The sequence below is a fragment of the Streptomyces sp. NPDC026062 genome (genome assembly GCF_055568375.1).
This window is the reverse complement of the sequence record NZ_JBVHOQ010000072.1, coordinates 1-22,593: the sequence shown is the minus strand read 5'-3', so window position 1 is coordinate 22,593 and position 22,593 is coordinate 1. Positions and strand designations below refer to the sequence as shown.

At 70.1% G+C, this 22,593-nt stretch carries 24 protein-coding genes and 1 pseudogene; 14 read left to right on the top strand and 11 right to left on the bottom strand.

Features of this window, described 5'->3' with window-relative positions; translation table 11 throughout:
• Positions 1 to 84, bottom strand: a pseudogene (locus ACZ4LX_RS36510) (electron transfer flavoprotein subunit beta); the annotation flags it as partial.
• 110 nt (positions 85 to 194) lie between these two features.
• On the opposite strand from ACZ4LX_RS36510, the gene ACZ4LX_RS36505 reads away from it, so the two are divergent.
• Positions 195 to 917, top strand: coding sequence for a TetR family transcriptional regulator (locus ACZ4LX_RS36505; protein WP_467651344.1), 723 nt, complete (start codon positions 195 to 197; stop codon positions 915 to 917).
• A gap of 125 nt (positions 918 to 1,042) precedes the next feature.
• Positions 1,043 to 1,444, top strand: a complete 402-nt coding sequence (locus tag ACZ4LX_RS36500) for a zinc ribbon domain-containing protein (protein WP_467651345.1) — start codon at positions 1,043 to 1,045, stop codon at positions 1,442 to 1,444.
• Positions 1,445 to 1,502: 58 nt separating this feature from the next.
• On the opposite strand, the gene ACZ4LX_RS36495 is transcribed toward ACZ4LX_RS36500, so the two are convergent.
• Entirely contained in the window at positions 1,503 to 2,654 is a 1,152-nt protein-coding gene (locus ACZ4LX_RS36495) for a hypothetical protein (RefSeq protein WP_467651346.1), read from the bottom strand.
• A 553-nt stretch (positions 2,655 to 3,207) separates the two neighbouring features.
• On the opposite strand from ACZ4LX_RS36495, the gene ACZ4LX_RS36490 reads away from it, so the two are divergent.
• A complete protein-coding gene (locus tag ACZ4LX_RS36490; RefSeq protein WP_467651347.1) occupies positions 3,208 to 5,910 on the top strand; it encodes a cellulose binding domain-containing protein in 2,703 nt (900 codons plus the stop codon).
• 136 nt (positions 5,911 to 6,046) lie between these two features.
• Positions 6,047 to 6,649 (top strand): hypothetical protein, encoded by a 603-nt coding sequence (locus tag ACZ4LX_RS36485; RefSeq protein ID WP_467651348.1) that lies wholly within the window; start codon positions 6,047 to 6,049, stop codon positions 6,647 to 6,649.
• Here ACZ4LX_RS36485 and ACZ4LX_RS36480 read toward each other — a convergent pair.
• Both ACZ4LX_RS36480 and ACZ4LX_RS36475 read right to left on the bottom strand, forming a co-directional pair.
• Positions 6,631 to 6,942, bottom strand: a complete 312-nt coding sequence (locus ACZ4LX_RS36480) for a hypothetical protein (RefSeq protein WP_467651349.1) — start codon at positions 6,940 to 6,942, stop codon at positions 6,631 to 6,633. The genes ACZ4LX_RS36485 and ACZ4LX_RS36480 overlap by 19 nt on opposite strands.
• A gap of 116 nt (positions 6,943 to 7,058) precedes the next feature.
• Complete coding sequence (locus tag ACZ4LX_RS36475) at positions 7,059 to 7,943, bottom strand: SIS domain-containing protein (protein ID WP_467651350.1); 885 nt, start codon at positions 7,941 to 7,943, stop codon at positions 7,059 to 7,061.
• A gap of 184 nt (positions 7,944 to 8,127) precedes the next feature.
• Between ACZ4LX_RS36475 and ACZ4LX_RS36470 the strand changes: the two genes are divergently transcribed.
• The 10 genes from ACZ4LX_RS36470 to ACZ4LX_RS36425 all read left to right on the top strand — a co-directional run bounded on the left by ACZ4LX_RS36470 (position 8,128) and on the right by ACZ4LX_RS36425 (position 17,924).
• A complete protein-coding gene (locus ACZ4LX_RS36470; protein ID WP_467651351.1) occupies positions 8,128 to 8,928 on the top strand; it encodes a DeoR/GlpR family DNA-binding transcription regulator in 801 nt (266 codons plus the stop codon).
• A gap of 420 nt (positions 8,929 to 9,348) precedes the next feature.
• Positions 9,349 to 10,524, top strand: a complete 1,176-nt coding sequence (locus ACZ4LX_RS36465) for a Gfo/Idh/MocA family protein (protein ID WP_467651352.1) — start codon at positions 9,349 to 9,351, stop codon at positions 10,522 to 10,524.
• Positions 10,525 to 10,570: 46 nt separating this feature from the next.
• Complete coding sequence (locus tag ACZ4LX_RS36460; protein WP_467651353.1) at positions 10,571 to 11,785, top strand: ricin-type beta-trefoil lectin domain protein; 1,215 nt, start codon at positions 10,571 to 10,573, stop codon at positions 11,783 to 11,785.
• A gap of 346 nt (positions 11,786 to 12,131) precedes the next feature.
• Positions 12,132 to 13,130 carry an MBL fold metallo-hydrolase gene (locus ACZ4LX_RS36455; protein WP_467651354.1) on the top strand — a complete coding sequence of 333 codons (999 nt, stop codon included), beginning with the start codon at positions 12,132 to 12,134 and terminating at the stop codon, positions 13,128 to 13,130.
• 224 nt (positions 13,131 to 13,354) lie between these two features.
• Complete coding sequence (locus ACZ4LX_RS36450; RefSeq protein ID WP_467651355.1) at positions 13,355 to 14,716, top strand: ATP-binding protein; 1,362 nt, start codon at positions 13,355 to 13,357, stop codon at positions 14,714 to 14,716.
• Complete coding sequence (locus ACZ4LX_RS36445) at positions 14,713 to 15,138, top strand: roadblock/LC7 domain-containing protein (protein WP_385285705.1); 426 nt, start codon at positions 14,713 to 14,715, stop codon at positions 15,136 to 15,138. Before ACZ4LX_RS36450 ends, ACZ4LX_RS36445 begins: the two co-directional genes overlap by 4 nt.
• On the top strand, positions 15,135 to 15,488 hold the full coding sequence (locus ACZ4LX_RS36440; protein ID WP_467651356.1) for a DUF742 domain-containing protein: 354 nt from the start codon (positions 15,135 to 15,137) through the stop codon (positions 15,486 to 15,488). The genes ACZ4LX_RS36445 and ACZ4LX_RS36440 overlap by 4 nt, the downstream gene beginning before the upstream one ends.
• Positions 15,466 to 16,080: a GTP-binding protein gene (locus ACZ4LX_RS36435; RefSeq protein ID WP_467651357.1), complete on the top strand. Its 615-nt coding sequence runs from the start codon at positions 15,466 to 15,468 to the stop codon at positions 16,078 to 16,080. Before ACZ4LX_RS36440 ends, ACZ4LX_RS36435 begins: the two co-directional genes overlap by 23 nt.
• Positions 16,081 to 16,158: 78 nt before the next feature.
• The gene (locus ACZ4LX_RS36430; protein WP_467651358.1) at positions 16,159 to 17,421 is read left to right on the top strand and encodes a cytochrome P450 family protein; all 1,263 of its coding nucleotides are present in this window, start codon (positions 16,159 to 16,161) and stop codon (positions 17,419 to 17,421) included.
• A 104-nt stretch (positions 17,422 to 17,525) separates the two neighbouring features.
• A complete protein-coding gene (locus ACZ4LX_RS36425) occupies positions 17,526 to 17,924 on the top strand; it encodes a cell division protein SepF (RefSeq protein WP_467651359.1) in 399 nt (132 codons plus the stop codon).
• Positions 17,925 to 18,209: 285 nt separating this feature from the next.
• Here the strand turns inward: ACZ4LX_RS36425 and ACZ4LX_RS36420 are convergent, their stop codons facing one another.
• The 7 genes from ACZ4LX_RS36420 to ACZ4LX_RS36390 form a co-directional block, all read right to left on the bottom strand.
• Positions 18,210 to 19,037, bottom strand: coding sequence for a protein kinase family protein (locus ACZ4LX_RS36420; protein WP_467651360.1), 828 nt, complete (start codon positions 19,035 to 19,037; stop codon positions 18,210 to 18,212).
• Between the two features lie 82 nt (positions 19,038 to 19,119).
• On the bottom strand, positions 19,120 to 19,560 hold the full coding sequence (locus ACZ4LX_RS36415) for a glycine-rich domain-containing protein (RefSeq protein ID WP_467651361.1): 441 nt from the start codon (positions 19,558 to 19,560) through the stop codon (positions 19,120 to 19,122).
• Between the two features lie 410 nt (positions 19,561 to 19,970).
• Complete coding sequence (locus ACZ4LX_RS36410) at positions 19,971 to 20,225, bottom strand: hypothetical protein (protein WP_467721380.1); 255 nt, start codon at positions 20,223 to 20,225, stop codon at positions 19,971 to 19,973.
• 56 nt (positions 20,226 to 20,281) lie between these two features.
• Complete coding sequence (locus tag ACZ4LX_RS36405) at positions 20,282 to 21,130, bottom strand: helix-turn-helix domain-containing protein (RefSeq protein WP_467651363.1); 849 nt, start codon at positions 21,128 to 21,130, stop codon at positions 20,282 to 20,284.
• A 3-nt stretch (positions 21,131 to 21,133) separates the two neighbouring features.
• Positions 21,134 to 21,640 (bottom strand): DUF6879 family protein, encoded by a 507-nt coding sequence (locus tag ACZ4LX_RS36400; RefSeq protein ID WP_467721378.1) that lies wholly within the window; start codon positions 21,638 to 21,640, stop codon positions 21,134 to 21,136.
• A complete protein-coding gene (locus tag ACZ4LX_RS36395) occupies positions 21,624 to 21,887 on the bottom strand; it encodes a hypothetical protein (protein WP_467651365.1) in 264 nt (87 codons plus the stop codon). Before ACZ4LX_RS36395 ends, ACZ4LX_RS36400 begins: the two co-directional genes overlap by 17 nt.
• Positions 21,888 to 22,059: 172 nt before the next feature.
• Positions 22,060 to 22,353 carry a hypothetical protein gene (locus tag ACZ4LX_RS36390; protein WP_467651366.1) on the bottom strand — a complete coding sequence of 98 codons (294 nt, stop codon included), beginning with the start codon at positions 22,351 to 22,353 and terminating at the stop codon, positions 22,060 to 22,062.
• Positions 22,354 to 22,593 lie beyond the last annotated feature (240 nt).

Here is a 22,593-nt window from a genome sequence, read left to right as displayed (position 1 = left end):
ATCCAACGTCAGGTCATCGGCGAAATGCCGGTCACCGGTCGCGTCGGGCACGTACTTCACACAGACAACGATCCTCAAGCTCACGCCGGCTCTCCCTGTACTTCGTGGTGTCTCTTCGGCGATCCTATGGTACCCAGTACCCTTCGTAAAGGTACCCAGTGTCGGATGCGCCCTTCCGGTGCTACGTTTCCGGCATGACCGATGACCGTGTACCGGCCAAGAAGCCCCCCATGCGTGATGTGCTGGCCGAGGCGGCCTTCGCGCTCTTCATGGAGCGCGGGTTCGAGCGGACCACGGTGGACGACATCGTCGCCAGCGCCGGGGTGGGGCGGCGGTCCTTCTTCCGCTATTTCCCCTCGAAGGAGGATGCGGTCTTCCCCGATCACGAGCGGTGCCTCGCGGACATGACCGCCTTCCTGGAGGCCGCAGGTGAAGGGGATCCGGTGGACGCGGTGTGCGACGCGGCCCGGCTGGTGCTGCGGATGTACGCGGAGAAGCCGGAGTTCTCCGTGCAGCGCTACCGGCTCACCCGGGAGGTGCCCGGTCTGCGTACCTATGAACTCTCCGTCGTGCGCCGCTACGAGCGGACCATGGCCGGGTACCTGGAGCGGCGGTGGGCCGGAGCCCCGGACGCGGCTCTGCGTGCCGAGGTGATCGCCGCTTCGGTGGTCGCTGCGCACAACAACGGCCTGCGGTCCTGGCTGCGTTCGGGCGGCAGGGGAGATGCCGGATCCGAGGTCGACCGGGCGCTCGAACTCGTCCGCGCGGTCTGGGGGCAGGCGGCGGAACGCCCGCCCGAGCCCGCCACCGAGGACGACGTGATCGTGATGATCGCGCCGAAGGGCGCCCCGATGTGGCGCGTCGTGCAGCGCATCGAATCGGCCTTCGGTGAGGAACGGGGCGCCACTGAGAGGTAGTTCACTCAGCGGTTCGCATCTTACCGGCACTCAGTACCTTTACTTCATGGAACTAAGTGCCATACGGTGCCGGTGTGCCGTCGCCGGAGGTGCGACGCGCCGAGCCGAGCGCGGGAGGCCGAGACGTGTCCATCACCGGAATCGACAGGGAACCCACTGCTCGCGAAGCAGCGGGGCCGCACGGCACGGAAGGCCTGGTGTACCAGGTGTGCCGGTGGTGCGGCACCGCCTCCTTCCGTAAACTCCTGTGCCCCGTCTGCGCGTCGAGCGATCTGGAGTCGGAACACAGCGACGGCCAAGGCGTCGTCGTACGGTCCAGTGTCGTCAACCGGTACTCGCGGATCATGCGCAACGAGTCCCTGGTCCGGTTCCCCGAAGGCTTTGTGTACCGGTGCCGCATCGTGGGCGCGGCTCCGCACCTGGTGAGCGTCGGCGACCGGGTCCGGCCCGTCGGCGGTATGACCTCCGAGGCGGGCGAGGTGGTTCTCGAACTGTGCGACCCGCCCGGGAGGGGCGACTGGTACTGACGCGATCCGCCCCCGGCCGGCGCCGCCACCAGTCGGGTCGCTGCCTCGTCGTGAGCCCTCAGTCCAGCGACGGGTGCGATTCCCGGCGTACGGTCCACAGCTCCGGGTCCATGTTCCCGGACCCGCCGCTCAGCCGTCCACCGGCGAGGAGAGCCACCACCCCGGCGGCCGCGCCGAGGCCGATGCCCGCTTCGAAGGGGACCGCGTCGCAGAGGTACGGGAGGGTCAGCAGCGCGGCAACGGCCGCGTGGAGCAGGCTGATGCCGTGTGCCGCCGGGAGGAACCGGGACGGTGAGGTGAGCACCTGGGCGGAGAGCGCGGGATCGGTCTCGCGCACGGGGGCGATCTCACCGCGCAGCCATGTCGTCCAGTCGTCCTCGCGGGTGTGCCCCCAGACGACGTGCCCGGAGTCGGTGACGAAGGCCGCGGCGACCCGGTGCTCCTTGTCCGTGTCGGCGAGGTGCTTCCAGCGGGTTGGCCAGCACAGCCACCCGCTGTGCCCGGCCAGTTCGGCCGCGGCGCGGGAGAGGTGCTTGTCGCCGATCCCGGCCCGGAAGCCTCCGCCGGTCATCGACGCGAACCGCACGGTCGGCCGCACGGCGGGGCCGCCGTCCTCGCCCTCGGGCAGCAGCTCCGCGTAGTAGTGGTCGACGGTGCCGGACCGGCCGGCGCCCGTGCCGGTGGGCCGCCGGTACCGCTCACGCACCGGGTCGCCGAACCGGGCCCGCACCGCGTGCACCCGGCCCGCCGCGGCATCTGCCCGCAGGATCTTCTGCCCGGTGCCCAGTGGTGAGGTGAACAGCGCCAGGGCGAAGAGGGAGAGCACGGCGGCCAGGACGGCGGTCAGTGCGCACCAGAGGCCGCCGAGGGCCGACCCGGAGCCGTGCTGGGCGGCCGCTCCGGCGAAGAACGGGGCCCAGATGACGAGGTACGCCGTCGCGATGTGTCCCCGGTCGCGTCGTATCGAGCCCAGGGCGGCGGGTATCCCGGCGCGGGCCGACAGGACGGGCCGGCGCGCCACGAGGGGTGCGGACCGGACGGCCAGGACCCAGCAGCCCGCGAGCAGCGCACTCGCGGCCAGCGGGACGAGGACCGCCCAGCGCGGCCCGTCCGGCTCCCCCGGGACGAGCGCCGTCCCGTAGACGACGGCGGTGGACGCGAGGGCGGCTGCGCCCAGGCCCGTCGAGAGCGGAGTGGAACGGTGTCTCATGCGAACTCCCCGTACCTGACGGCGTGGATGACGCGCGCCTTCGTCGTTTCGGGGGAAGGGTACGTGGGGCGAGTACCACCGCGCCGGGCGGCCTGTAGGCGCGAACCGGCGCGACGGCGGCGAGGGCGGGTGTGCGGCCGGGTCCGCCCAGCTGCCGGCCAGTGGCGCGTGCCCTGTGCGGACGGTCTCCCGCCGCCGGGACCCGGGCGGGGACGGCACCGGACGGGCGGCCGTCCCGGGTGCTCCCCGCCGCCGGGCGCGCAACCGCCTTCGGCAGGGCGGCCGTTCGGGAGATGCCGGGTCCGGGGCGGCCCTCGGTGTTCCGGCGTTACGGGCGAATTACGGCTGGCTGGCACCCTGGTGACGGCCAATCGGCTCCAAGTCATCCGATGAACCCTGCGCACTGCCTTCTCGTGACGGGTTCGCGCCGCTACCATCGGGACGCGAATGGGAGCGCTCCCACATCCGCAACCGCCCCGTACCGCCGCTGTCGGCGGTCCCGTTCGGAGAGGACGTTTCCGTGCGCTCAAGCGCTAGACCCCTTGCCGCCCTCATGGCGGCACTCGCTCTCACCGCCGGTTTGTTCGCCACCGGCGCTCCCGCGTCGGCGCGAGCCAACGACGTCACACCGGCCGCCGAGGCATCCGATGTGTCCCTGGCCGCGGACACCTATGACTGGAAGAACGTCCGTATCGACGGTGGCGGTTTCGTCCCCGGCATTGTCTTCAACCGGTCGGAGAAGAACCTGGCCTACGCCCGCACCGACATCGGCGGCGCCTACCGCTGGGACCAGGCGGGCAAGCAGTGGACACCGCTGCTCGACTGGGTGGACTGGGACCACTGGGGCTGGTCCGGTGTGGCGAGCCTCGCCTCCGACTCGGCCGACCCGGACAACGTGTACGCGGCCGTGGGCACGTACACCAACAGCTGGGACCCGACCAACGGCGCGATCCTGCGCTCCTCGGACCGGGGCGCCAGCTGGAAGGCCAGCACCCTCCCCTTCAAACTCGGCGGCAACATGCCGGGGCGCGGCATGGGCGAGCGCCTCGCGGTCGACCCGAACAAGAACTCCGTGCTGTACCTGGGTGCGCCCAGTGGCAAGGGCCTGTGGCGTTCCGCCGACTCGGGGGTGACCTGGTCGCAGGTGACGGCCTTCCCGAACCCGGGCAACTACTCCCAGGACCCCACCGACACCAGCGGATACGGCAACGACAACCAGGGCATCGTCTGGGTGACCTTCGACGAGCGCACCGGCAGCGCGGGCGGCGCCACGCAGGACATCTATGTCGGGGTGGCCGACAAGGAGAACACCGTCTACCGCTCCACCGACGGTGGCGTCACCTGGTCCCGGATCGCCGGACAGCCGACCGGATACCTGGCCCACAAGGGGGTGCTCGACTCGGACAACGGCTATCTGTATCTGACGCTGAGCGACACCGGCGGCCCGTACGACGGCGGCAAGGGCCGGATCTGGCGCTACACCACCGCCACCGGTGAGTGGAAGGACGTCAGCCCGGTCGCCGAGGCGGACACCTACTACGGATTCAGCGGACTGTCCGTGGACCGGCAGAACCCCGGCACCCTGATGGCGACCGCGTACAGCTCCTGGTGGCCCGACACCCAGATCTTCCGCTCCACGGACAGCGGGGCGACCTGGACGCAGGCCTGGGACTACAGCAGCTACCCGAACCGCACCAACCGCTTCACCCAGGACGTCTCGTCCGTGCCCTGGCTGACCTGGGGTGCCAACCCGACGCCGCCGGAGACCACGCCCAAGCTGGGCTGGATGACGGAGGCGCTGGAGATCGACCCGTTCGACTCGAACCGGATGATGTATGGCACCGGCGCCACGATCTACGGCACCGAGAACCTCAAGAACTGGGACTCCGGCAGCCAGTTCAAGATCACCCCGATGGTGAAGGGCCTGGAGGAGACGGCCGTCAACGACCTGGCGAGCCCGCCGTCCGGGGCCCCGCTGCTCAGCGCCCTCGGCGACATCGGGGGCTTCCGGCACACCGATCTCGACGCCGTGCCGGGCATGATGTTCACCTCGCCCAACCTCACCTCGACCACCAGCCTCGACTTCGCCGAGAGCAGCCCCAACACGGTGGTCCGGGTCGGCAGCGCCGACGCGGCCCCGCACATCGGCTTCTCCACGGACAACGGGTCCAACTGGTTCCAGGGCTCCGAACCCTCCGGGGTCACCGGTGGCGGCACCGTCGCGGCCGCGGCCGACGCCTCCGGATTCGTGTGGAGCCCGGAGGGTGTGGGCGTGCAGTACACCACCGGGTACGGGAGTTCGTGGTCGGCGTCCACCGGGATACCGGCCGGGGCGACCGTGGAGTCCGACCGGAAGAACCCGAAGAAGTTCTACGGGTACAAGGCCGGCACCTTCTACGTCTCCACCGACGGCGGCGCCACCTTCACCGCGAAGGCCTCCAGCGGTCTGCCCGCCGAGGGCAACGTCCGCTTCAAGGCGGTGCCGGGTACCGAGGGCGATGTGTGGCTCGCGGGCGGCAGCGCGACGGGGGCCTACGGGCTGTGGCACTCCACCGACTCGGGCGCGACGTTCACCAAGCTGTCCGGGGTCGAGCAGGCGGACTCGGTCGGCTTCGGGAAGGCGGCCGCCGGCGCCTCGTACCAGACGCTCTTCGTCACCGCGAAGATCGGCGGCGTGCGCGGTGTCTTCCGCTCCACGGACGCGGGCACGACCTGGACCCGGATCAACGACGACGCGCACCAGTGGGGCTGGATCGGTGCCTCCATCACCGGTGACCCGAGGATCTACGGGCGGGTGTACGTCTCGACCAACGGGCGCGGGATCATGTACGGCGACTCCTCGGACAGTGACGGGGGCGGCACCGACCCGGGCACGGACCCGGGCACCGACCCCGGTACGGACCCCGGCACCGACCCGGGCAACCCGCCCGAGGACGCCGCCTGTTCGGTGACGTACAAGGTCACCAACCAGTGGTCCGGCGGGTTCCAGGCCGATGTGACGCTCACCAACACCGGGACCGCGGCTCTGGACGGCTGGCAGCTCGGCTGGACGTTCGCGGACGGGCAGAAGGTCACCCAGATGTGGAACGCGACGCCCACGCAGGACGGGGCGAAGGTGAAGGCGGCCAGCATCTCCTGGAACGGCAAGGTGGCTCCGGGGGCCTCGGTGGGCTTCGGCTTCACCGGAACCCTGACGGGCGGTAACGCCGTCCCGGCCGCGTTCGCCCTGGGCGACGAGGTCTGCGCCACCGGCTGACCGACGGCCGGAAGGGGAACGGGGGAGGCACGGGACGGGCCGGCGGGTCCGCCCCGTGCCGATCTCCGTCCCGGGGAGGGGTGGTGAACGGCGGCCTCACTGGCCCCGTACAGGTTCGTCGGCCATACTGCCCGCCGTGGAGCAGCGCATAGATCCCAACACTCAGCCCGCGTACGCCGCAGGTACAGACCCGGCGTACATCCCTGGTCTCACGGCTCCCCGAGCCGCCGCGAAGGCGGCCGAGGACCCGGAGCAGACCGAGGAGCCGGCACCCGAGGGTGCCGCGCCCGAAGATGCCGTCGTGGAGGCCGCACCCGAGGACGCGGTGCCCGACGGCGAGCCCGCCGCCGCAACGGCGTCGGACGACGAGGAGGACGCGAACGAGAACGGGAACGAGGACGGGAACGAGGCCGAGGGGAGCGCGGTTGACGGCTCCTCGTCCGATGACGGGGCCGCCGAGGGCCCGTCGTTCGAAGTGAGCGACCGACGTGGTTCGATCGCCGCGGACCGGGAGGGCATCCGGTTCACGCTGGACGACCAGGAGGCCGACTTCCACTGGGACGAGATCGGTGCCGTCGAGCTGAAGCCGGCCCGGTTCGGACGCCGGTTCACGGTGACGGTCCACATGTCGACAAGGCGCTGGTTCAACGCCGAGGTCGAGGCGCCCGCCAGAGCCGACCTCAAGGAGTGGACGGAGGGCTTCGACGCGGTCCTGGACGCCTACTTCGAGGAGTCCTGAGACCGCGCGGCCCGGTGGCCCGTGCCGAGCGGTGCGCCGCCCCCGGCGCCGGGCCGCGCGCCCTCTCCGGTGCCGCGCAGCGCATCGAGCAGGTGCGGCCACGCGTCCGCCCCGAGCGCGGCGTCGGCGGCGGGTGAACCCCCGTACCGGAAACGGCCGGAGGGCGCCGCGGGACCCTCGCCGGGCAGCCGGGGGCGGTGTCCGGCGTCGGCGCGGGTGATCAGACGTACGGGGAGGCCGGCCGCCCTGCGACGGGCGGCCGGCTCCCCGGCGAACCGTGCGGAGGGCCACATCAGGTCGTCGCCTCCGGCGAGAAAACCCGTCCAGGCGTCCGCACCGCCGCCCGGCCCGGCCCGGCCCGGCCCGTACCGTGCGTTCCGCGATCTTCATGTTCCGGTCGGTATCGGGCTCAGGCCTCCGCCAGGACCACCGAGCGCGTCAGGTGGCGCGGGCTGTCCGGGTCCAGGCCGCGGGCGGCGGCGCGGGCGATGGCCAGGCGCTGGACGCGGACGAGTTCGGCCAGCGGGTCAAGTCCGCTCTCCACCCAGCGGGCGCCGGTGGCGAGAACCTGCTCGCGCAGCCCCTCGGGGGCGGCGCCGAACGTCCAGGTCGCCGTGCCGGCGGTGGCGATGCTGATGGGCCCGTGGCGGTACTCCATCGAGGCGTACGCCTCCGTCCAGGACAGCGAGGCCTCCTTCATCTTCAGCGCCGCCTCGTTGGCGAGACCGGCCGTCCAGCCGCGGCCCAGGAAGGTGAACTGGGTGCAGTCCAGCAGCCCTTCGGGCAGGGGCTCGGTCAGGGCGGCTTCCGCGTCACGGACGACGGCGTCGGTGTGCAGACCGAGGTGGGCGCGGAGCAGGGTGAGCAAGGTGGTGGCGAACCGGGTCTGCACCACGGACTGTTCGTCGGCGAAGTCGAGAACCACGACGGCGTCGGCGGAGGTCATCACCGGCGTGTTCGGGTCGGCGGTGATGGCTACGGTGGGGGTGGTCCCGCGCAGCCGGTCGAGCAGTTCGAGCACCTCGGTCGTGGTGCCGGAGCGGGTGAGGGCGACGACCCGGTCGTAGCGGCGGCGGGAGGGGAACTCCGAGGCGGCGAACGCGTCGGACTCACCCTGCCCGGACGCCTCACGGAGCGAGGCGTATGCCTGAGCCATGTAGAACGAGGTACCGCAGCCGACCACGGCGATGCGCTCACCGGGGGCGGGCAGTGCGGCGGCATGGCCCGGAGCGAGGTCCGCGGCGCGGCGCCAGCATTCCGGCTGACTGGCTGTCTCGATCTCGACAAAAGACACTTTTGCACTCCGTACTGGGGATGGGATGCTCGTTTACGCACGTTACTCGGCCTGAGTGAGCATTATCAAGCATTGATCGCGCAGGTGGTTTGACTCGTCGGAGCCTTGTGCGACGCTTGCGCTGTCCGGTGACCGCGCCCAAGGGGACGGGCGCCCGCAGGCCGGACCCGTAAGGAGATTTCTCTTGTCCAGGGATGCCCGGTGGAACGAACTGCTGGAACTCGTCGGTAAGCACGGCCGGGTGGACGTCGAGGACGCCGCCAGGACGCTGGACGTGTCGGCCGCGACCATCCGCCGCGACCTGGACCAGCTGGCCGAGCAGCAGTTGCTCACCCGTACCCGGGGCGGCGCGGTCGCGCACGGCGTCAGTTATGAGCTGGCCCTGCGCTACAAGACCGGCCGCAACGCTCCCGAGAAGCAGGCCATCGGCCGTGCCGTCGCCGAGCTGGTCGCGGTCGGCGAGGTGGTGGGGCTGACCGGCGGCACCACCATCACCGAGGTGGCGCGCTCGCTCGCGGTGCGGTCCGACCTGGTCGGTGAGGGTGCGGGCGGGACTTCCGGCCAGCCGACCCTGACGGTGGTCACCAATGCCCTCAACATCGCCAACGAGCTGGTGATCCGGCCGCAGATCAAGATCGTGGTGACCGGCGGTGTGGCCAGACCCCAGTCGTACGAGCTGACGGGCCCGCTGGCCAGCGGCGTGCTGGGTGAGATCACGCTGGACGTCGCCGTGCTGGGCGTCAACGCGATCGACACCGAACGCGGTGCGTACGTCCATCACGAGGGCGAGGCCAGTATCAACCGGCTCCTCGCCCAGCAGGCCCAGCGGGTGGTGGTCGCGGCCGACTCGTCGAAGATCGGCAAGCGGGCCTTCGCCCGGGTCTGCGATCTGGGAGTGATCGACTTCCTGGTCACCGACAAGGGCATCGCACCCGAGGCCACAGCTCGCTTCGTGGAAGCCGGCGTCACCGTCATCGCCGTCTGACCCGTTCGCGGCGGTGCGCCTTCCGGCTGCTTCTGCCTCCGCCCCCTCGCTGCCCTGCGGTGCGCCGTCCTCCCCTGAGCTGTCGCGCCCGACGGACGGGCCTCGTGCGCTCACCGGCGCGTCGGTGGCGGCCGATGAATGCGAAGAGATGTTTGCCACTGCCCTCAAACGAACAACTCTTGCCATGAGGGTGCGTGGTCGTGAACTATGAAGCTGTTGACGTGAAGGACGCTTCGGTCCGCCCGCACCGGCGCGGCCCGTCCATCCGGGCGGGTGTGCGCTTTGCGCCATCGACCGGGCAACTGTGCCGCCCGCCATAGCGGTCCGCCTTCGCCGCACGGCGTATCCGCGACCGCACGACCCGACGACCGCACGCACGCGTGACACGCGTGCACCACCGTCCGTACAGAAGGGACTCCCGTGCCGGACCTGCGAATCGGCGTCATCGGGCTCGGTCTGCGACGTTCCATCGCGGCGTCCGCCCACCACCCGGGGCGGGGATCGGCGGTCACCGCCGTCTGCGACCTCGACCCCGAGGTGCGCCGGCGCGAGGCGGAGGCATTCGCCGCCGATGTCGCGGTCGAGGACTACAAGCTGCTGCTCGGCCGGGACGACCTGGACGCGGTCGTCGTCGCCACGCCGGACGACACCCACGAGGCCATCGCGATCGACGCACTCCGCGCGGGCAAGGCGGTCTTCGTGGAGAAGCCGCTGGGAATCACCGTCGAGAGCTGCGACAACGTCCTGCGCGCCGCGCACGAGACCGGGACGCGGCTGTACGTCGGCCACAACATGCGGCACATGGGTGTCGTGCGGCTGATGCGCGACATCATCGCCCGCGGGGACATCGGGGAGCCCAAGGCCGTCTGGGTGCGCCACTTCGTGGGCTACGGCGGCGACTACTACTTCAAGGACTGGCACGCCGACCGGAGCCGCACCACCGGTCTGCTCCTCCAGAAGGCCGCGCACGACATCGACGTGCTGCACTGGCTGGCCGGCGGTTACACGCGACGCGTCAACGCGCTGGGTGACCTGCTCGTCTACGGCGGCCTGCCGCGCCGGGAGGCGGACACCCCGCGCCCGGACAACTGGCTGCGGGACTTCGACTGGCCGCCCACGGCCCGCAAGGACCTGCACCACATCGTCGACGTCGAGGATGTCTCGGTGATGAACATGCAGCTCGACAACGGCGTCGTGGCCGCCTATCAGCAGTGCCACTTCACCCCGGACTACTGGCGCAACTACACCGTCATCGGCACCGAGGGCCGGCTGGAGAACTTCGGCGACGGCCCCGGTGACGAGGTCAAGGTCTGGAACACCGGCCCCAGCGGATACCGCGCCGACGCCGACCTCACCTACCGGGTGCCGGAGGCCGACGGTTCGCACGGCGGTGGCGACGCCCGGATCATGGCGGAGTTCTGCCGGTTCGTGCGCGACGGGGGCGTGACCGATACCTCACCCGTCGCCGCCCGGATGAGCGTCGCCGCCGGTGTCCTCGCGACCCGCTCCCTGCGTGAGGGCGGTGCGCCGTACGACGTGCCGGCCCTCGACCCCGAGCTGGTCGCGTACTTCGAACGTGGTCAGGTCCGTATGTGAGGACCGGCAACGAACCCCATCCCCCCACCCGAAGCAGGTGCAACGCATGACCCTGCGCCACTTGTCAGGCAAGATCACCGCTACCGCCACGGCCCTTGCCGCGGCCGCCGCCCTGGCCGTGTTCGGCACGGCCCCTCCCGTCGGCGCCGCCGAGCCGGGTGCGGGCACCCCCGCCCGTGCCGCCGAGCTCGGCACGACGCCCGGGACCTACACCAACTACTCCTTCGCCGGAGCTCCGGCGCTGACCGAAGTCACCTGGTCCACCACTGTTCTGCACGATCCCGGATACCGGGCGAACATCTTCTGGAGCCATCAGTTCGGCTTCGACAAGGGCAGCGGCGCGTACTTCGGCATGCAGTCCAACGGAGGATCGAAGCGCACGTTCCTCTTCTCCGTCTGGGACGTCTCCGAGGCCACCGCGGGCTCCACCGGGAGCTGGTGCCAGACCTTCGGCGGCGAAGGCGAAGGCATGAGCTGCCGGATGAACCTCGACTGGACCGCCGGGCACCGCTACACGTTCCGGGTCGAGGCCGAGGGCGACGGCTGGTTCGGCGCCACCGTCGCGGACACCGCTGCCGGGACCTCGTACAAGCTCGGCAGCATCAAGACTCCGGCCGCCGCCATCTCGCCCTCCGGGATGGTCGACTGGACCGAGTACTTCGAGTGGAACAATCCCCGCGCCACCTGCTACGACCAGCCGTTCAGCGATGCCCGCTTCGGGGTTCCCACCGGCAACGGCGGTACGGTCACCGCTGCGGTCGCCTCCACGTCGAGCAGCGCCAACGCCTGTGCGACCCGGATCGACGTCGCCACCGGTTCCACCGTGCAGAACCTTGCCGTGGGCAACTCGGTGCGTGGCGCGGTGACCGGGCCCGCAGGGAAGTGTCTCGACGCTTTCGGGGGTGTCGCGGACGGCGTGGCAGCCGATCTCTACTCCTGCTCGGGCGGAGCCAACCAGGCCTGGGTGAGGGCGGCCGATGGCACGCTGCGGCTTCCGTCCGACTACTGCCTGACCGCGGAGGGCACCGGGAACGGAGCCGCTGTACGCGTACGGGACTGTGCCGGACCGGGCGCGGGCGGCGCGGTCACCGACCCGGCCCGGCAGTGGACGTACGACGCAGCCGCGCACACGCTCGTAGGCAAGGCCTCCGGACGCTGCCTCGATGTCCCGGGAAGCGATACGAACAACGGCACCGCTCTCGTGCTCTGGGACTGCCATGGTGGCGCCAACCAGCAGTGGAACGTCCCCACGGCCTACTAGTCCGTAGCGTCGAGCTGTCGTCTCCGTGAGTCATGAGCCCCCGGCGGGCCGCTTCAAGCGGTCTCACCCGGGGGCTTTTGGCGTCTGTTTTCAGCCATGCTCAGTGGGTAATCGGCCTCTGTCGGTTTGACGACGGGCTGCCGTGCGTCGGTGACGAGGACGGAGTCCGAGGGGTGATTTCTCCGGCAATGCTCTGATGATTCCCGACGGTGACCGGCTCGGTTGCTCTCGTACCGTCACCGGCCGGGTGTCCTCGGAATGGCGGGTGGTCGATTTTGCGCCAACAGCGCTCCTTCGTGGCCGGGTTCAAACGCGCGGCCGGATCACGGTCGGCATAATCGCGTCCATGCCGATCACGGGTGGAGACGTCGTTGACCTGGGCCGGGGCCTGCACGCATGGCTCCCGCCGCAAAGGGGCTGGGGGCTGGCCAACTGCGGCCTGCTCGTCTCGCCCCGTGGCGCGCTGTGGATCGACACTCCGTACGACACGGTGCTGGCGGGACAGTTCCTGGCCGAGAGCACGAAGCTGCTGCCCGATGGTGTCTCCATAGGCCGTGTGATCGTCACGCACGCCAACGGGGACCATTTCTGGGGCGCGGGAGTGCTTCCGGACGCGGAGATCATCGTGACCCGCGAGGCCCGGAAGCACATTCACTACGAGCCCACACCGCAGCAGCAGCACGCCCTGGTCAACGGCGGTGACCCCGACATCGCGCTCGGCGCCTACCTGAGACGGCACTTCGGAGCCTTCGACTGGGCGCTGACCGACCAGGTCCGGCCGACGACCTACTTCACCGGGGAACTCGAACTGACCCTGGGGGAGTACCCCGTCCGGATCATGGCCCTGCCGCCCGCGCACACGACGGGGGACCTCATGGTCCACCTGCCCGCGCAGAGTGCCGTGTTCAGCGGCGACATCATCTTCTCCTCGACCCCGCAGCAGCCGGGTGACCACCCGATCCACTGGGCGGGTCCGCTGAGCAACGTGATCGCGGCCTGCGAACAGGTACTGGCCACCGGCGCGGAGACCGTCGTACCGGGCCACGGACCGGTGCTGGACCGGGCGGGCGTACGCGAACACATCGGCTACCTGGAATACGTGCGGGACCGCGCCCACGCCTTCCACGCAGCCGGGGTGCCCGCGCTGGAGGCGGCCCGCAGGGTGATCCGGGAGGGGCGCCACCCCGAACTGGGGCTTCCCGAGCGGCTCGTGGTCACCATCGGCAGTGAGTACCGGCAGCTCGACGATTCCGAACTCCCGAGCGTGGTCCAGGTCATGACCGATGTCGCCGCGGTCGCGCAAGAAGTGGAGCAGGCCCGTGAGACGGCAGGCCGGGCCGGCTGACCTCCCGCTCCTTCGCCGTCCCGGCGGCAGCCCCGGCTCCCGCAGCCCCGGCCTCGGGGCAGGCTTCGGCCCGTTCGGCGGCGCGGCGGGCTCCGGCCGATCCGGCAGCGTTGCAGGGTTCCGCCGCCCCGGCCTCGGGGCGGGCTTCGGCCGATCCGGCGGCGTTGCAGGCTTCCGCCGCCCCGTACACAGGACCGACCCGACGACAGAAACGCGGTAACGGCATGGCATGGATCGTGACGCTGATCGCCGTCATAGCCGCCGTGGCGGTATCGGCACGCTCCTACCAGGTCGCCCGCTCGGAGCAGTTGGCCGTGGCCCGTGCCGAGCTGGCCGAACGCCAGGCGAAGGCCGCGGAAGCCCGTACGGCGGCCCTCGTCGACGAGATCCGGCAGCTGGCACGCAAGCGGATCCCGGCCACCGCGCTCGCCCTCTCCCACCCCAGTGCCCAGGTCCCCGGACTGCGGGAGGCGGCCGAGGTCGACGGCGGCGCCGCCCAGCTGCTCACCGAGGCCGTGCAGGCAGCCAGGACCGCGGTCCTGGAGGAACGGCAGCGTGTCGACGCGGCCGCCCGCGCCGCCATGCGCGGCACCTCGGCCAAGATCCAGTCCCTGCTCAACCAGTCCCAGCAGCTGCTCCACGAGCTCCAGCACGAATACGACGACCCGCGCATCCTCCAACTCGACTTCCGCAACGAACTCGCGCTGCGCCGGACCCAGGCCACCGCCGTGCTCTGCGACGCGTGGCCGGGCCTCGCCCGGCAGCGTTCGCCCCTCGTCGAGATCGTGCTCGGCGCGCAGTCCCGGGTCGCCGGCTACGAGCGGATCAAGGTGGCCAACCACCTGCGCGACGAGCGGCTCGGGCTCGCCGCCCGCGCCGCCGAGCCCCTCGCGATCGCGCTCGCCGAACTGCTCGCCAACGCCACCGCCTACTCGCACCCCGATACCGACGTACAGGTGACGCTCCAGCAGAGCGGCGGCCGAGGCGCGTTCCTGGTGGTCGACGACGCGGGCATCGGCATGGACGACGACGCCCTCGATCGCGCCCGCGCCCTGCTGGCAGGGCCCTCCGAGGTCCTGCTGACCGAGCTGGGCGACCCGCCCCAGACCGGGTTCGCGGTCGTCGGCCGGCTGGTGGTGCAGTACGGCTTCGACTGTCACATCGAGGCCTCGCCGTTCGGCGGCATGCGGACGATCCTGCGTGTCCCCGCCCACCTGCTGACCGTGCTGGAGGACGACCACACCCTCTCCGTCCTGGCCCCGGTGCCCGTGTCGGCGGCCCCTGTCCCGGACCGACCGGCCCGCCCTGCGGAACCCGGACCGGAGGAACCGCAGCCCGTGCCGGCGGCCTCCGGGCTGCCCAGCAGGCGGCGGCGCGCACCGCGTCCCGCGCCGGCCGCCACGGCCCCCGCCGCCCCGCCTGCCGGACAGGTGTCACGTACACCCGAGCAGGCCGAGTCTTCCTGGGCGGCACTCCAGCAGGGCACCCTGATCGGCAGGAGCGCCGCCGGGCGGGCACCCGCACCGGATTCGGACGGCCACGACCACCTGGGCGACCAGGACGACCAAGGAGACGAAGAGAAGTGAGCGCCCCCAGCCCCACCACCGGCGACCTCGCATGGGTGCTGACCCCGCTGCTGGAACTGCCCGGAGTCCAGCACGCCGTGGTCGCCACCGGCGACGGTCTCGTCGAGGGCGCCTCGCCCGGCCTCGACCGGGCCTCCGGCGAACGCGTTGCCGCGATGACGGCGACACTGCACGCCGCCGCCCGCGCCTTCACGACCGCCTTCACCAACGCCGAGGCGCCACAACTGGCCCAGACCGTCGTCGAGTCGGACCTGGGCTTCGCCATCGTCGTACCGGCGGGAAAGAACACCACGCTCGCCCTGTTCGCCGAACCGGGCGCCAAACTCGGCGACATCGCCTACCAGATGCAGGTGCAGGTCACCGCGCTGACGCGGGCGATGCACGCGCCCGCCCGCCAACCGGGCACCGCCGCCCGGCCATGACCGCCGGCTCAGGACGCCGCCTGATCCCCGCCTACCTCGTCACCGGAGGCCGGTCCCGGCCCGCCGGCCCCACGCTCGACCGGCTCGCCGTGCTCGTGCGCACCGAGGCGGAACTGCCGCAGGACACCGGCTCCGAGCAGCGCAGACTGTGCGAACTGCTGGAGCCCGGCGCCCTCACCGTCGTCGAGTGCGCGGCCCATCTGGACCTGCCGGTCAGCGCCACCGTATTCCTGGCCACGGACCTCGCGGCCGCCGGACTTCTGCTCACGCGACCGCCGATACCCAGTGCCGGGGAGATCGACCGGTCGCTCGTCGAGAGGCTGCTCGTTGGACTCCGCTCCCTCCACTGACCGGACGGACGTCGGCTATCTGCCGGCTGCCGCCCGGACCCTGATGAAGCTTGTCGTCACGGGCCCCTTCGGCGTGGGCAAGACGACCCTCATCCGTACTCTCTCGGAGATTCCCACGCTTCACACCGAGGAGGCGATGACCCAGTCCAGCGTTCCGCTCGACGACACCGCCGGACTCCCCGACAAGACCACGACCACGGTCGCCATCGACTTCGGACGCCTCACCGTCCCGGACGACCTCGTGCTGTACATGTTCGGCACCCCCGGCCAGGAACGGTTCCTGCCGCTGTGGGAGGACATCGCGCGCGGGGCGCTGGGCGCCCTCGTCCTGGTGGACACCCGCCGGCTCGCCGACTCCTTCGCCGTGATGGACATGGTCGAGGAGCAGGGGCTGCCGTACGCCGTCGCCGTCAACCGCTTCCCCGACGCCCCCGCCCACAGCGACGAGGTCCTGCGCGCGCACCTCGACCTCGCCGCCGGCACCCCGCTGGTCCAGTGCGACGCGAGAGAGCGACGCGGCAGCATCGACGCCCTGATCGCCCTGGCCGAACACGTGCTGACCCGACTGCCGCAGCCCGAGGATCCGTCATGACGCCGCATCCGCATCCGTCGCAGCCCGAGGATCCGTCATGACGCCGCATCCGCATCCGCCGCAGCCCGAGGACCCGTCATGACATCGCACCCGCAACCGCCGCAGCCTCTGGCGCTGTACGGACCCGACTTCGCGGCCGATCCGCACGGTCACTACCGCAGACTGCGGGAACACGGCCCCCTCGTCCCGGTGCGGATCGCCCCCGGTGTCGAGGCGATGCTCGTCACCGACTACCAGGCGGCCGTCGACCTGCTGCGCGACACCCACACCTTCAGCAAGGACCCGCGCACCTGGCAGGCGACGGTCCCCGAGGACTCGCCGGTGCTGCCCGTGCTCGGGCACCGCCCCACCGCGTTGTTCAGCGACGGGGCCGGGCACGCCCGCTACCGCGACGCCATCAACGACACCCTGGCCCTGATCGAACCGCACGTCCTGCGGGCCGAGGTCGGCCGGGTCGCTCAGCAGCTCATCGGCGAGTTCGCGGCCACCGGCAGCGGCGACCTCATCGCCCAGTACGCCAGGCGGCTCCCGCTGCACGTCTTCGTCACCTGGTTCGGCGTCGACCCCGGCGACAGCGAACGGATCGTCGACGGCATCAGCGGCATGATGAACTCGGCCGAGGACGCCGCCGCCGCGTACGCCGACCTCGTCGATGTCGTCACCCGGCTCGTCGCCGACCGGCGCGCCCGGCCGCGCCGGGATCTGACCTCGTACTTCCTCGCACATCCGGCCCATCTGGACGACGACGAGACTGTGCGTCAGATCACGTTGCTGATGAGTGCGGGCCATGACCCGACCACCAACCTGATCGGTAACGCGATCCTGCACATGCTCACCGACGAGCGGTACGCGGGCTCGCTGCACGGGGGTGCGATGACCGCCCATGAGGCGGTCAACGAGGTCCTGTGGCAGGATCCGCCGATCGCCAATCTGGCGGCGCACTACCCCCGCCACGACACCGAGTTCCACGGGGTCCGGCTGCGCGCGGGCCAGCTGGTTCTGGTCTCCTTCGGAGCGGCCAACACCCAATCGGGACACGTGGGTTCGGACACCGGTGTCCGGTCCGGAGGCAGCGCCCATCTTGCCTGGTCGGCAGGGCCTCACCGGTGCCCCGCGAAGCAGCCCGCCCTGCTCATCGCGATGACCGCGATCGAGCAGTTCACCAGTCAGCTGTGCGATGCGGAACTTGCTGTTCCGGTGAGTGAACTGCTCTGGCGGCCGGGACCGTTCCACCGGGCCCTGGTGCACCTTCCGGTACGGTTCGCACCCTTGGACATCACGGTGTCGGCGGGCCCGGAGCAGCAGCCGGCCGGGCGGAAGGCGGTTCCGATCGGCCTCTGAACCGTGTCGCTGGTAGGCCGAACGGGTGAGGGACGAGAGAATCGCCCGATGAACAGTGAGCGCAGCCGGCGCAACACCAACCGACACAGAGACGGGATGGTCCGGTGAGCAGGTACGACAGGTATGACGTCACGGACGAACAGTGGGAGGGGCTGGCCCAGGTCGTACCGCTGCGCAATCGCGACGAGTGGCCTTCCCGCGTCGACCATCGCGCGGTCCCGGAGGAGCGGGAGAGCGCCGAGCAGCGGCGCATGGTGGTGTTGCGGGTGCAGATCTTCGCGGATGCGCGTGAGGTCGCCGAATACCTGGTCGCACAGATTCCGGTGCTCCTCGATCTGACCAGCGCCGAGACCGATGTGGCCAAGCGCATCCTGGACTTCACCAGCGGGGTCGTCTTCGGGCTGGGCAGCGGAATGCATCGCGTCGACCGCAACGTCTTCCTTCTGTCGCCCATCGGCATGGAGGTCGAGGGTGTGACGGCGGCGGGCGTGCCGGTGGTGTAGCCGGTCTCCCGGCGGCGCAACCGGCCCACGGGACACGTAACCGGTCCTCATGGATGCGTGGCCGGTGTTCCGGATGCGCGGCCGGCCGGTCCGGTCCTCACGGATGCGTGGCCGGTCAGGCGGATGTGTGGCCGGTGTTCCGGACGCGCGGTCGGCTGGTCCGGGTTTCCGGGTGAGTGCCTGGCTAAACCGTACACACATTGGGCGATCATCGGGGCGCTAGACAGGAGAGAAGCCCCGCCCATGCGCCACGGGGGAAGCGCACAGACGGGGCCGCACTCAGCCTCAGAGAGCCGCGCTCAGCCTCTCGCAGACCTCGGCACTGGTAGGCCGGTCAGCGGGCGAACGACTGAGCATGTGAGGGATGAGACCCCCCAGCACTCCGGGCATGTCCACGGGCCGGTGAGGGCGCGCCACGATGGCCCACCGCTGCTCCTCCCGGGATGCGTCGTCCGGGTAGTCCACGTGCCGCCACCCTGTCGCGCTGATGAACAGCGCCGCTCCCAGCGCGTACACGTCCGCTTCCCGCGTCGGCGTCGCCGTCCCCGAGTTCAGCACGCCGGCCGAGATCTCCGGCGCTTCGTAGTGGACGAGACAGCCCCGGTACGGGAAGTCATAGGCGCGGGGAATCCGTCCCCCGCTGGACAGCGCAAGATCAATCAGGAACGCCCCGGCCGACTCCCCCAAGAGGAAATGCGCGGGCTGAACGTCCCCGTGCACCCATCCCATCCCGTGCAGCCCCGACAGGGTCACAGCGCACGACAGGGCTTCTCCGAGGTCCGGTTCAGCCGCCCCGTTCCGGCAGGGTGCCCACCGGTCATAGAGACTGTCGCCACGCCGCCAAGGCTGAGCGCCCCACGTGCCGTGCTCCCACTCCCCGCTGAAGATCCGCTCATGGGTGAGCTGTCGCAGAACGGCGGCTTCACGGGCAGGGGCCAGCGCGGTCCATGCGTGCGTCGGACCCGGGTAGCCGACTTTCACCGCGTACGGACCGGCCTCGGTCTTGACCTTCCACACGGACGACCCGCGCCGGTTGAGGACCAGTTCGGCGGGGCCGGGGTTGAGGAGTTGCAGCGCACCGTCCGGCGGGCTGTACGGACCATCGAAACTCATGCTTCACCTTCCAACGGCAAGGCCGGCCGGTTCCCATAGTTGAGAACCGGCCCCACCATCACCAGTACGGGTCAGCCGGCGGTCAGATGGCCCGGTAGTCGCGCCCGCAGTCAGCGTCGCACTGCGCCGCGTTCTCGCCGTTCACGGTCCACAGCGAGTCCAGCACCATGAACCCGTTGGCCTTGATCGCGTGAGCCGTCGCCTGCACCTCCTCCAGGACCCGGCCGCCACCGGGGCGCGGGTTGTGCTCCAGGACCCGGCCCGCGTACGTCTCGCAGAACTCGCGGTAGTCGGCGGTGTGCAGGATGAACGAGTGCAGCGCGCCGTGCACGTCGTCGCTCGGGACCATCTTGACCGTGGCGGTGCCGACCGTGGCGAGGAACGCGAGGGCCTGATCGGTGGCCCGCTCCGCCTTGTCTCGGTCGTAGCCGAAGTGGGTCACGGTGAACTCGGCGATGCTGTCGAACAGGTCGGCGCTTACCAGGGAGCGGCCGGTCTTGAGGTCATTCGCTACGGCGGTCATTCTGTGTTCCTCCTTGTCGAAGTGGAGCACGGTTCATTGCGCCACCCCTGCCGGGATTCCTGGTGGGGGAACACCTCTGCGGATATGCGTCCGGCAGGGACGGAGATTAGGCGGCCCAGCCTCGGGCCACGATGACGGCGACGACGTAGACCCACGCTCCGGCAGCTAGACCCACCACCAGACCGCGCGCAACCCTCACGTCTCGTCGCTGCGGAACGGGAACGGGGGCCGCTTCCCGCCGGGCGGTATGTAGACCACGCCCGAGCGCGGGTCACAGGCACCGCCGTACTCGGTCCACCAGCCGTCCTCAGAGGCTGCGTACGGGCCTTCCGGGTCGTCTACGAGGCCTGAGACTAGCTCAGGGGCCGGAAGCGGGCACGTACGGCGCTTCTGGAGCCTGGCGGGAGCCGTCACTGCGAGGACTCCGCCTTGAGCCCCTGGGGGTCGTCGCAGTCCAGGTGTCGGTAGACCACGGCCGGACCAGCTGACTGCCGCTCGATCGCACCCCGCCGACAGCGCTCCAGGCTCTGGATCGGCTTCTGACAGTCCGGGCACGTCTCGCCCGAGGGGGCGAAGGTCGTGTACTCCCACTGTCTTGCGTCGGTCTCGGGCTGCTGCGTCGTACTCGCCATCATCGCCGTCCCCTCACGTGGTCCGATGCCCACCACGCTAAGGAGACTGAAAGCGCAACTCCCAGCGGATTGCGCGCGATTGCAGCTGATTACGCGAGCGAGTCAAGAGCCTTGGTGATCAGCGCTCGGGCCTTGGTGCCATAGGTCGCGATGCCGGCCAGCGTGGCAAACGTGTCGGCGTACGCCTTCACCTCGCTGGGCTGTGTCAGCGTGAGGTAGCCGGAGACCAGCTCGACGTTGACCTGTGCGGTGTCGTAGATCCAGAACCCCTCTACGGGCATACGTGATCGCCCTACGCGCGCTGGGATCACACCGAAGCTGACGTTGGGCAGCCCTCCGACTACCAGCAGGTGGTCCAGCTGCTCCGCCTGGGTGTCGGCGTCGCCGAGCCCGTTGTTCAAGACGGACTCCTCAACCAAGAAGGCGAAGCGCCGCTGCCCCTCGTGGATCACGCGCTGACGTTCCATGCGGGCCGCAACGGCGTCGGCTACGTCATCGACCACAACCCGTCTCCGCTGGACAGCGCGAAGCACGTCTTCTGTGTAGCCGTACGTCTGGATCAGGCCGGGCACAAAGTTCGGTGAGTAGGCGCGGAAGTGCATGGTGCGCTCGTACAGCGGGAGGACGGATTCTTGAGCCCGTCGCAGCCCTGTGCGCTCCATCCGATGCCACTGCACCCACATGCCCTCCACAGCACGGAGAGAGGCAATCAGGTCGTCCGTCTGATCCTCACGACCGCACGCCCGACACCACGCCCGGATGTCATCGGCGGACGGCGTCGCCTTTGCTGTCGAGATCCGCGAGACCTTGGAAGGGTGCCAGCCACACGCTGCGGCTAGCTGCTTTCCTTCCAGCCCGGCGTCCCGGCAAAGCTCACGAAGACGACCCGCAAGAGCCTGCCGGGCCGCCTGGACGCTGGACGAAGATGAGACTGCCATGGCTCAGACGGGCCGGTACTCCTCATGCGGGATGGCCCGCTCCCACACGGCCTCGAACGCGTCTGCGCACAGCTTCACCACGCGGGGGTCATCGAAGCGTTCGGGGCCAGCGGACGACCCGTCGCCCGTGAAGTGGTTGAACTTCCCGTATGCCCCGTCGAACACCCAGAAGTCGTTACCGGGCAAGGCAATGTCGGAGGCGCGGCGACGCGGCAGCCATCGCACCTCCTCACCACCAGCAAGGTTCACAGGGCCGGTCACGTCGTACTCAAACCGGCAGTAGTCCGAGAGCGGTTCGCTCACGATCCGGGCGCGACGCACCACCACCCCGCGCGCGGTTGCCTGCTTCATCAACTCCGCCCATGCCTGGTACCTCGCTGCGGCTTCAGCGGTTCGGCCTTGCTGCCACGCGATGAACCCGGGATCGCTCCTGATGTAGCCGTCCCTCATCTCCAGATGGACAGCGCTCCGGGTGACACCGGACCACTCTTCCTCAAGCGGCTTGGGCACTGCTTCCCTCACTGTCGGGCCTGGGGATGTACTGCAACATGACCTTGGGGAGCCTGATGATCGTCTCGTGATCCGGCACGTCCGTCCCGTGGCCCGGGATCGAGCCGATTTCCTGACACGCCTTCACCTGCTCCTCCGTGGCCTTGTAGGACTGGATCAGCAGGTCTCCGCTGTCCTCGTCCAGCCAAATCGTCGGGGACTCGTTGCCGGGTGAGTTCGGGATGATCCCCAGGAAACGCAACCTCATGACCTCTCCCTGTGTCGATCCGATTGCAGCTGATTGCTCGACCATCACCCCATAGGCAGAGAACGTCAAGACCGCCTCGCAGCAGCGCACTTAGCGCGAAAACGGCGAAGCCCCCGACGGCCACCCCAGCAAGGGGCAGGCGTCAGGGGCCTAGCGATCAAGCCTCAGTGCGTCACGCGGGCAAGGGAAGGTGCGGGCCCAGGACCTTGATCACCGGCTTGCGGTAGCGCACTGCCCGGCCGGCCGTGGTGGTGAACTCGACCAGCTCTAGCGACAGCTCCGCCAGCACCTCGCTGCTGTACGAGGAAAGGGCATGGCCAGTCTCGGGGACGATCTCAAAGAGCTTCCAACTGGTCGACTGGAACTGGAACTTGCCAAGCTCGCAGTCGTCCGCCAGACGGAAAACGAGGTTCATGTAGGGCTGCGGACCACGGCCAGACTTGGCGTGCGCCTTACGGTCGTCCATGAGGGCAGGGCAACCGCACGGCTGCCCCCTGTCCTCGTCCATGAGGGACTGCATACCGTCACAGTGAGCCTTTTTCAACCTGGCTGTGGCGGTGAGGTGTTGGAGGTTGCCGGCTGTACGGAACGACGAAGCTCCTGGTAGACGAGTTCTCGACCAAGATCACCCGTGTCCGCCAGGAGCTTCGCTTGCTTGTCTACCCCTCGTCGATCGATCTGTCCAGCGACACCCTGCGCTACCTGA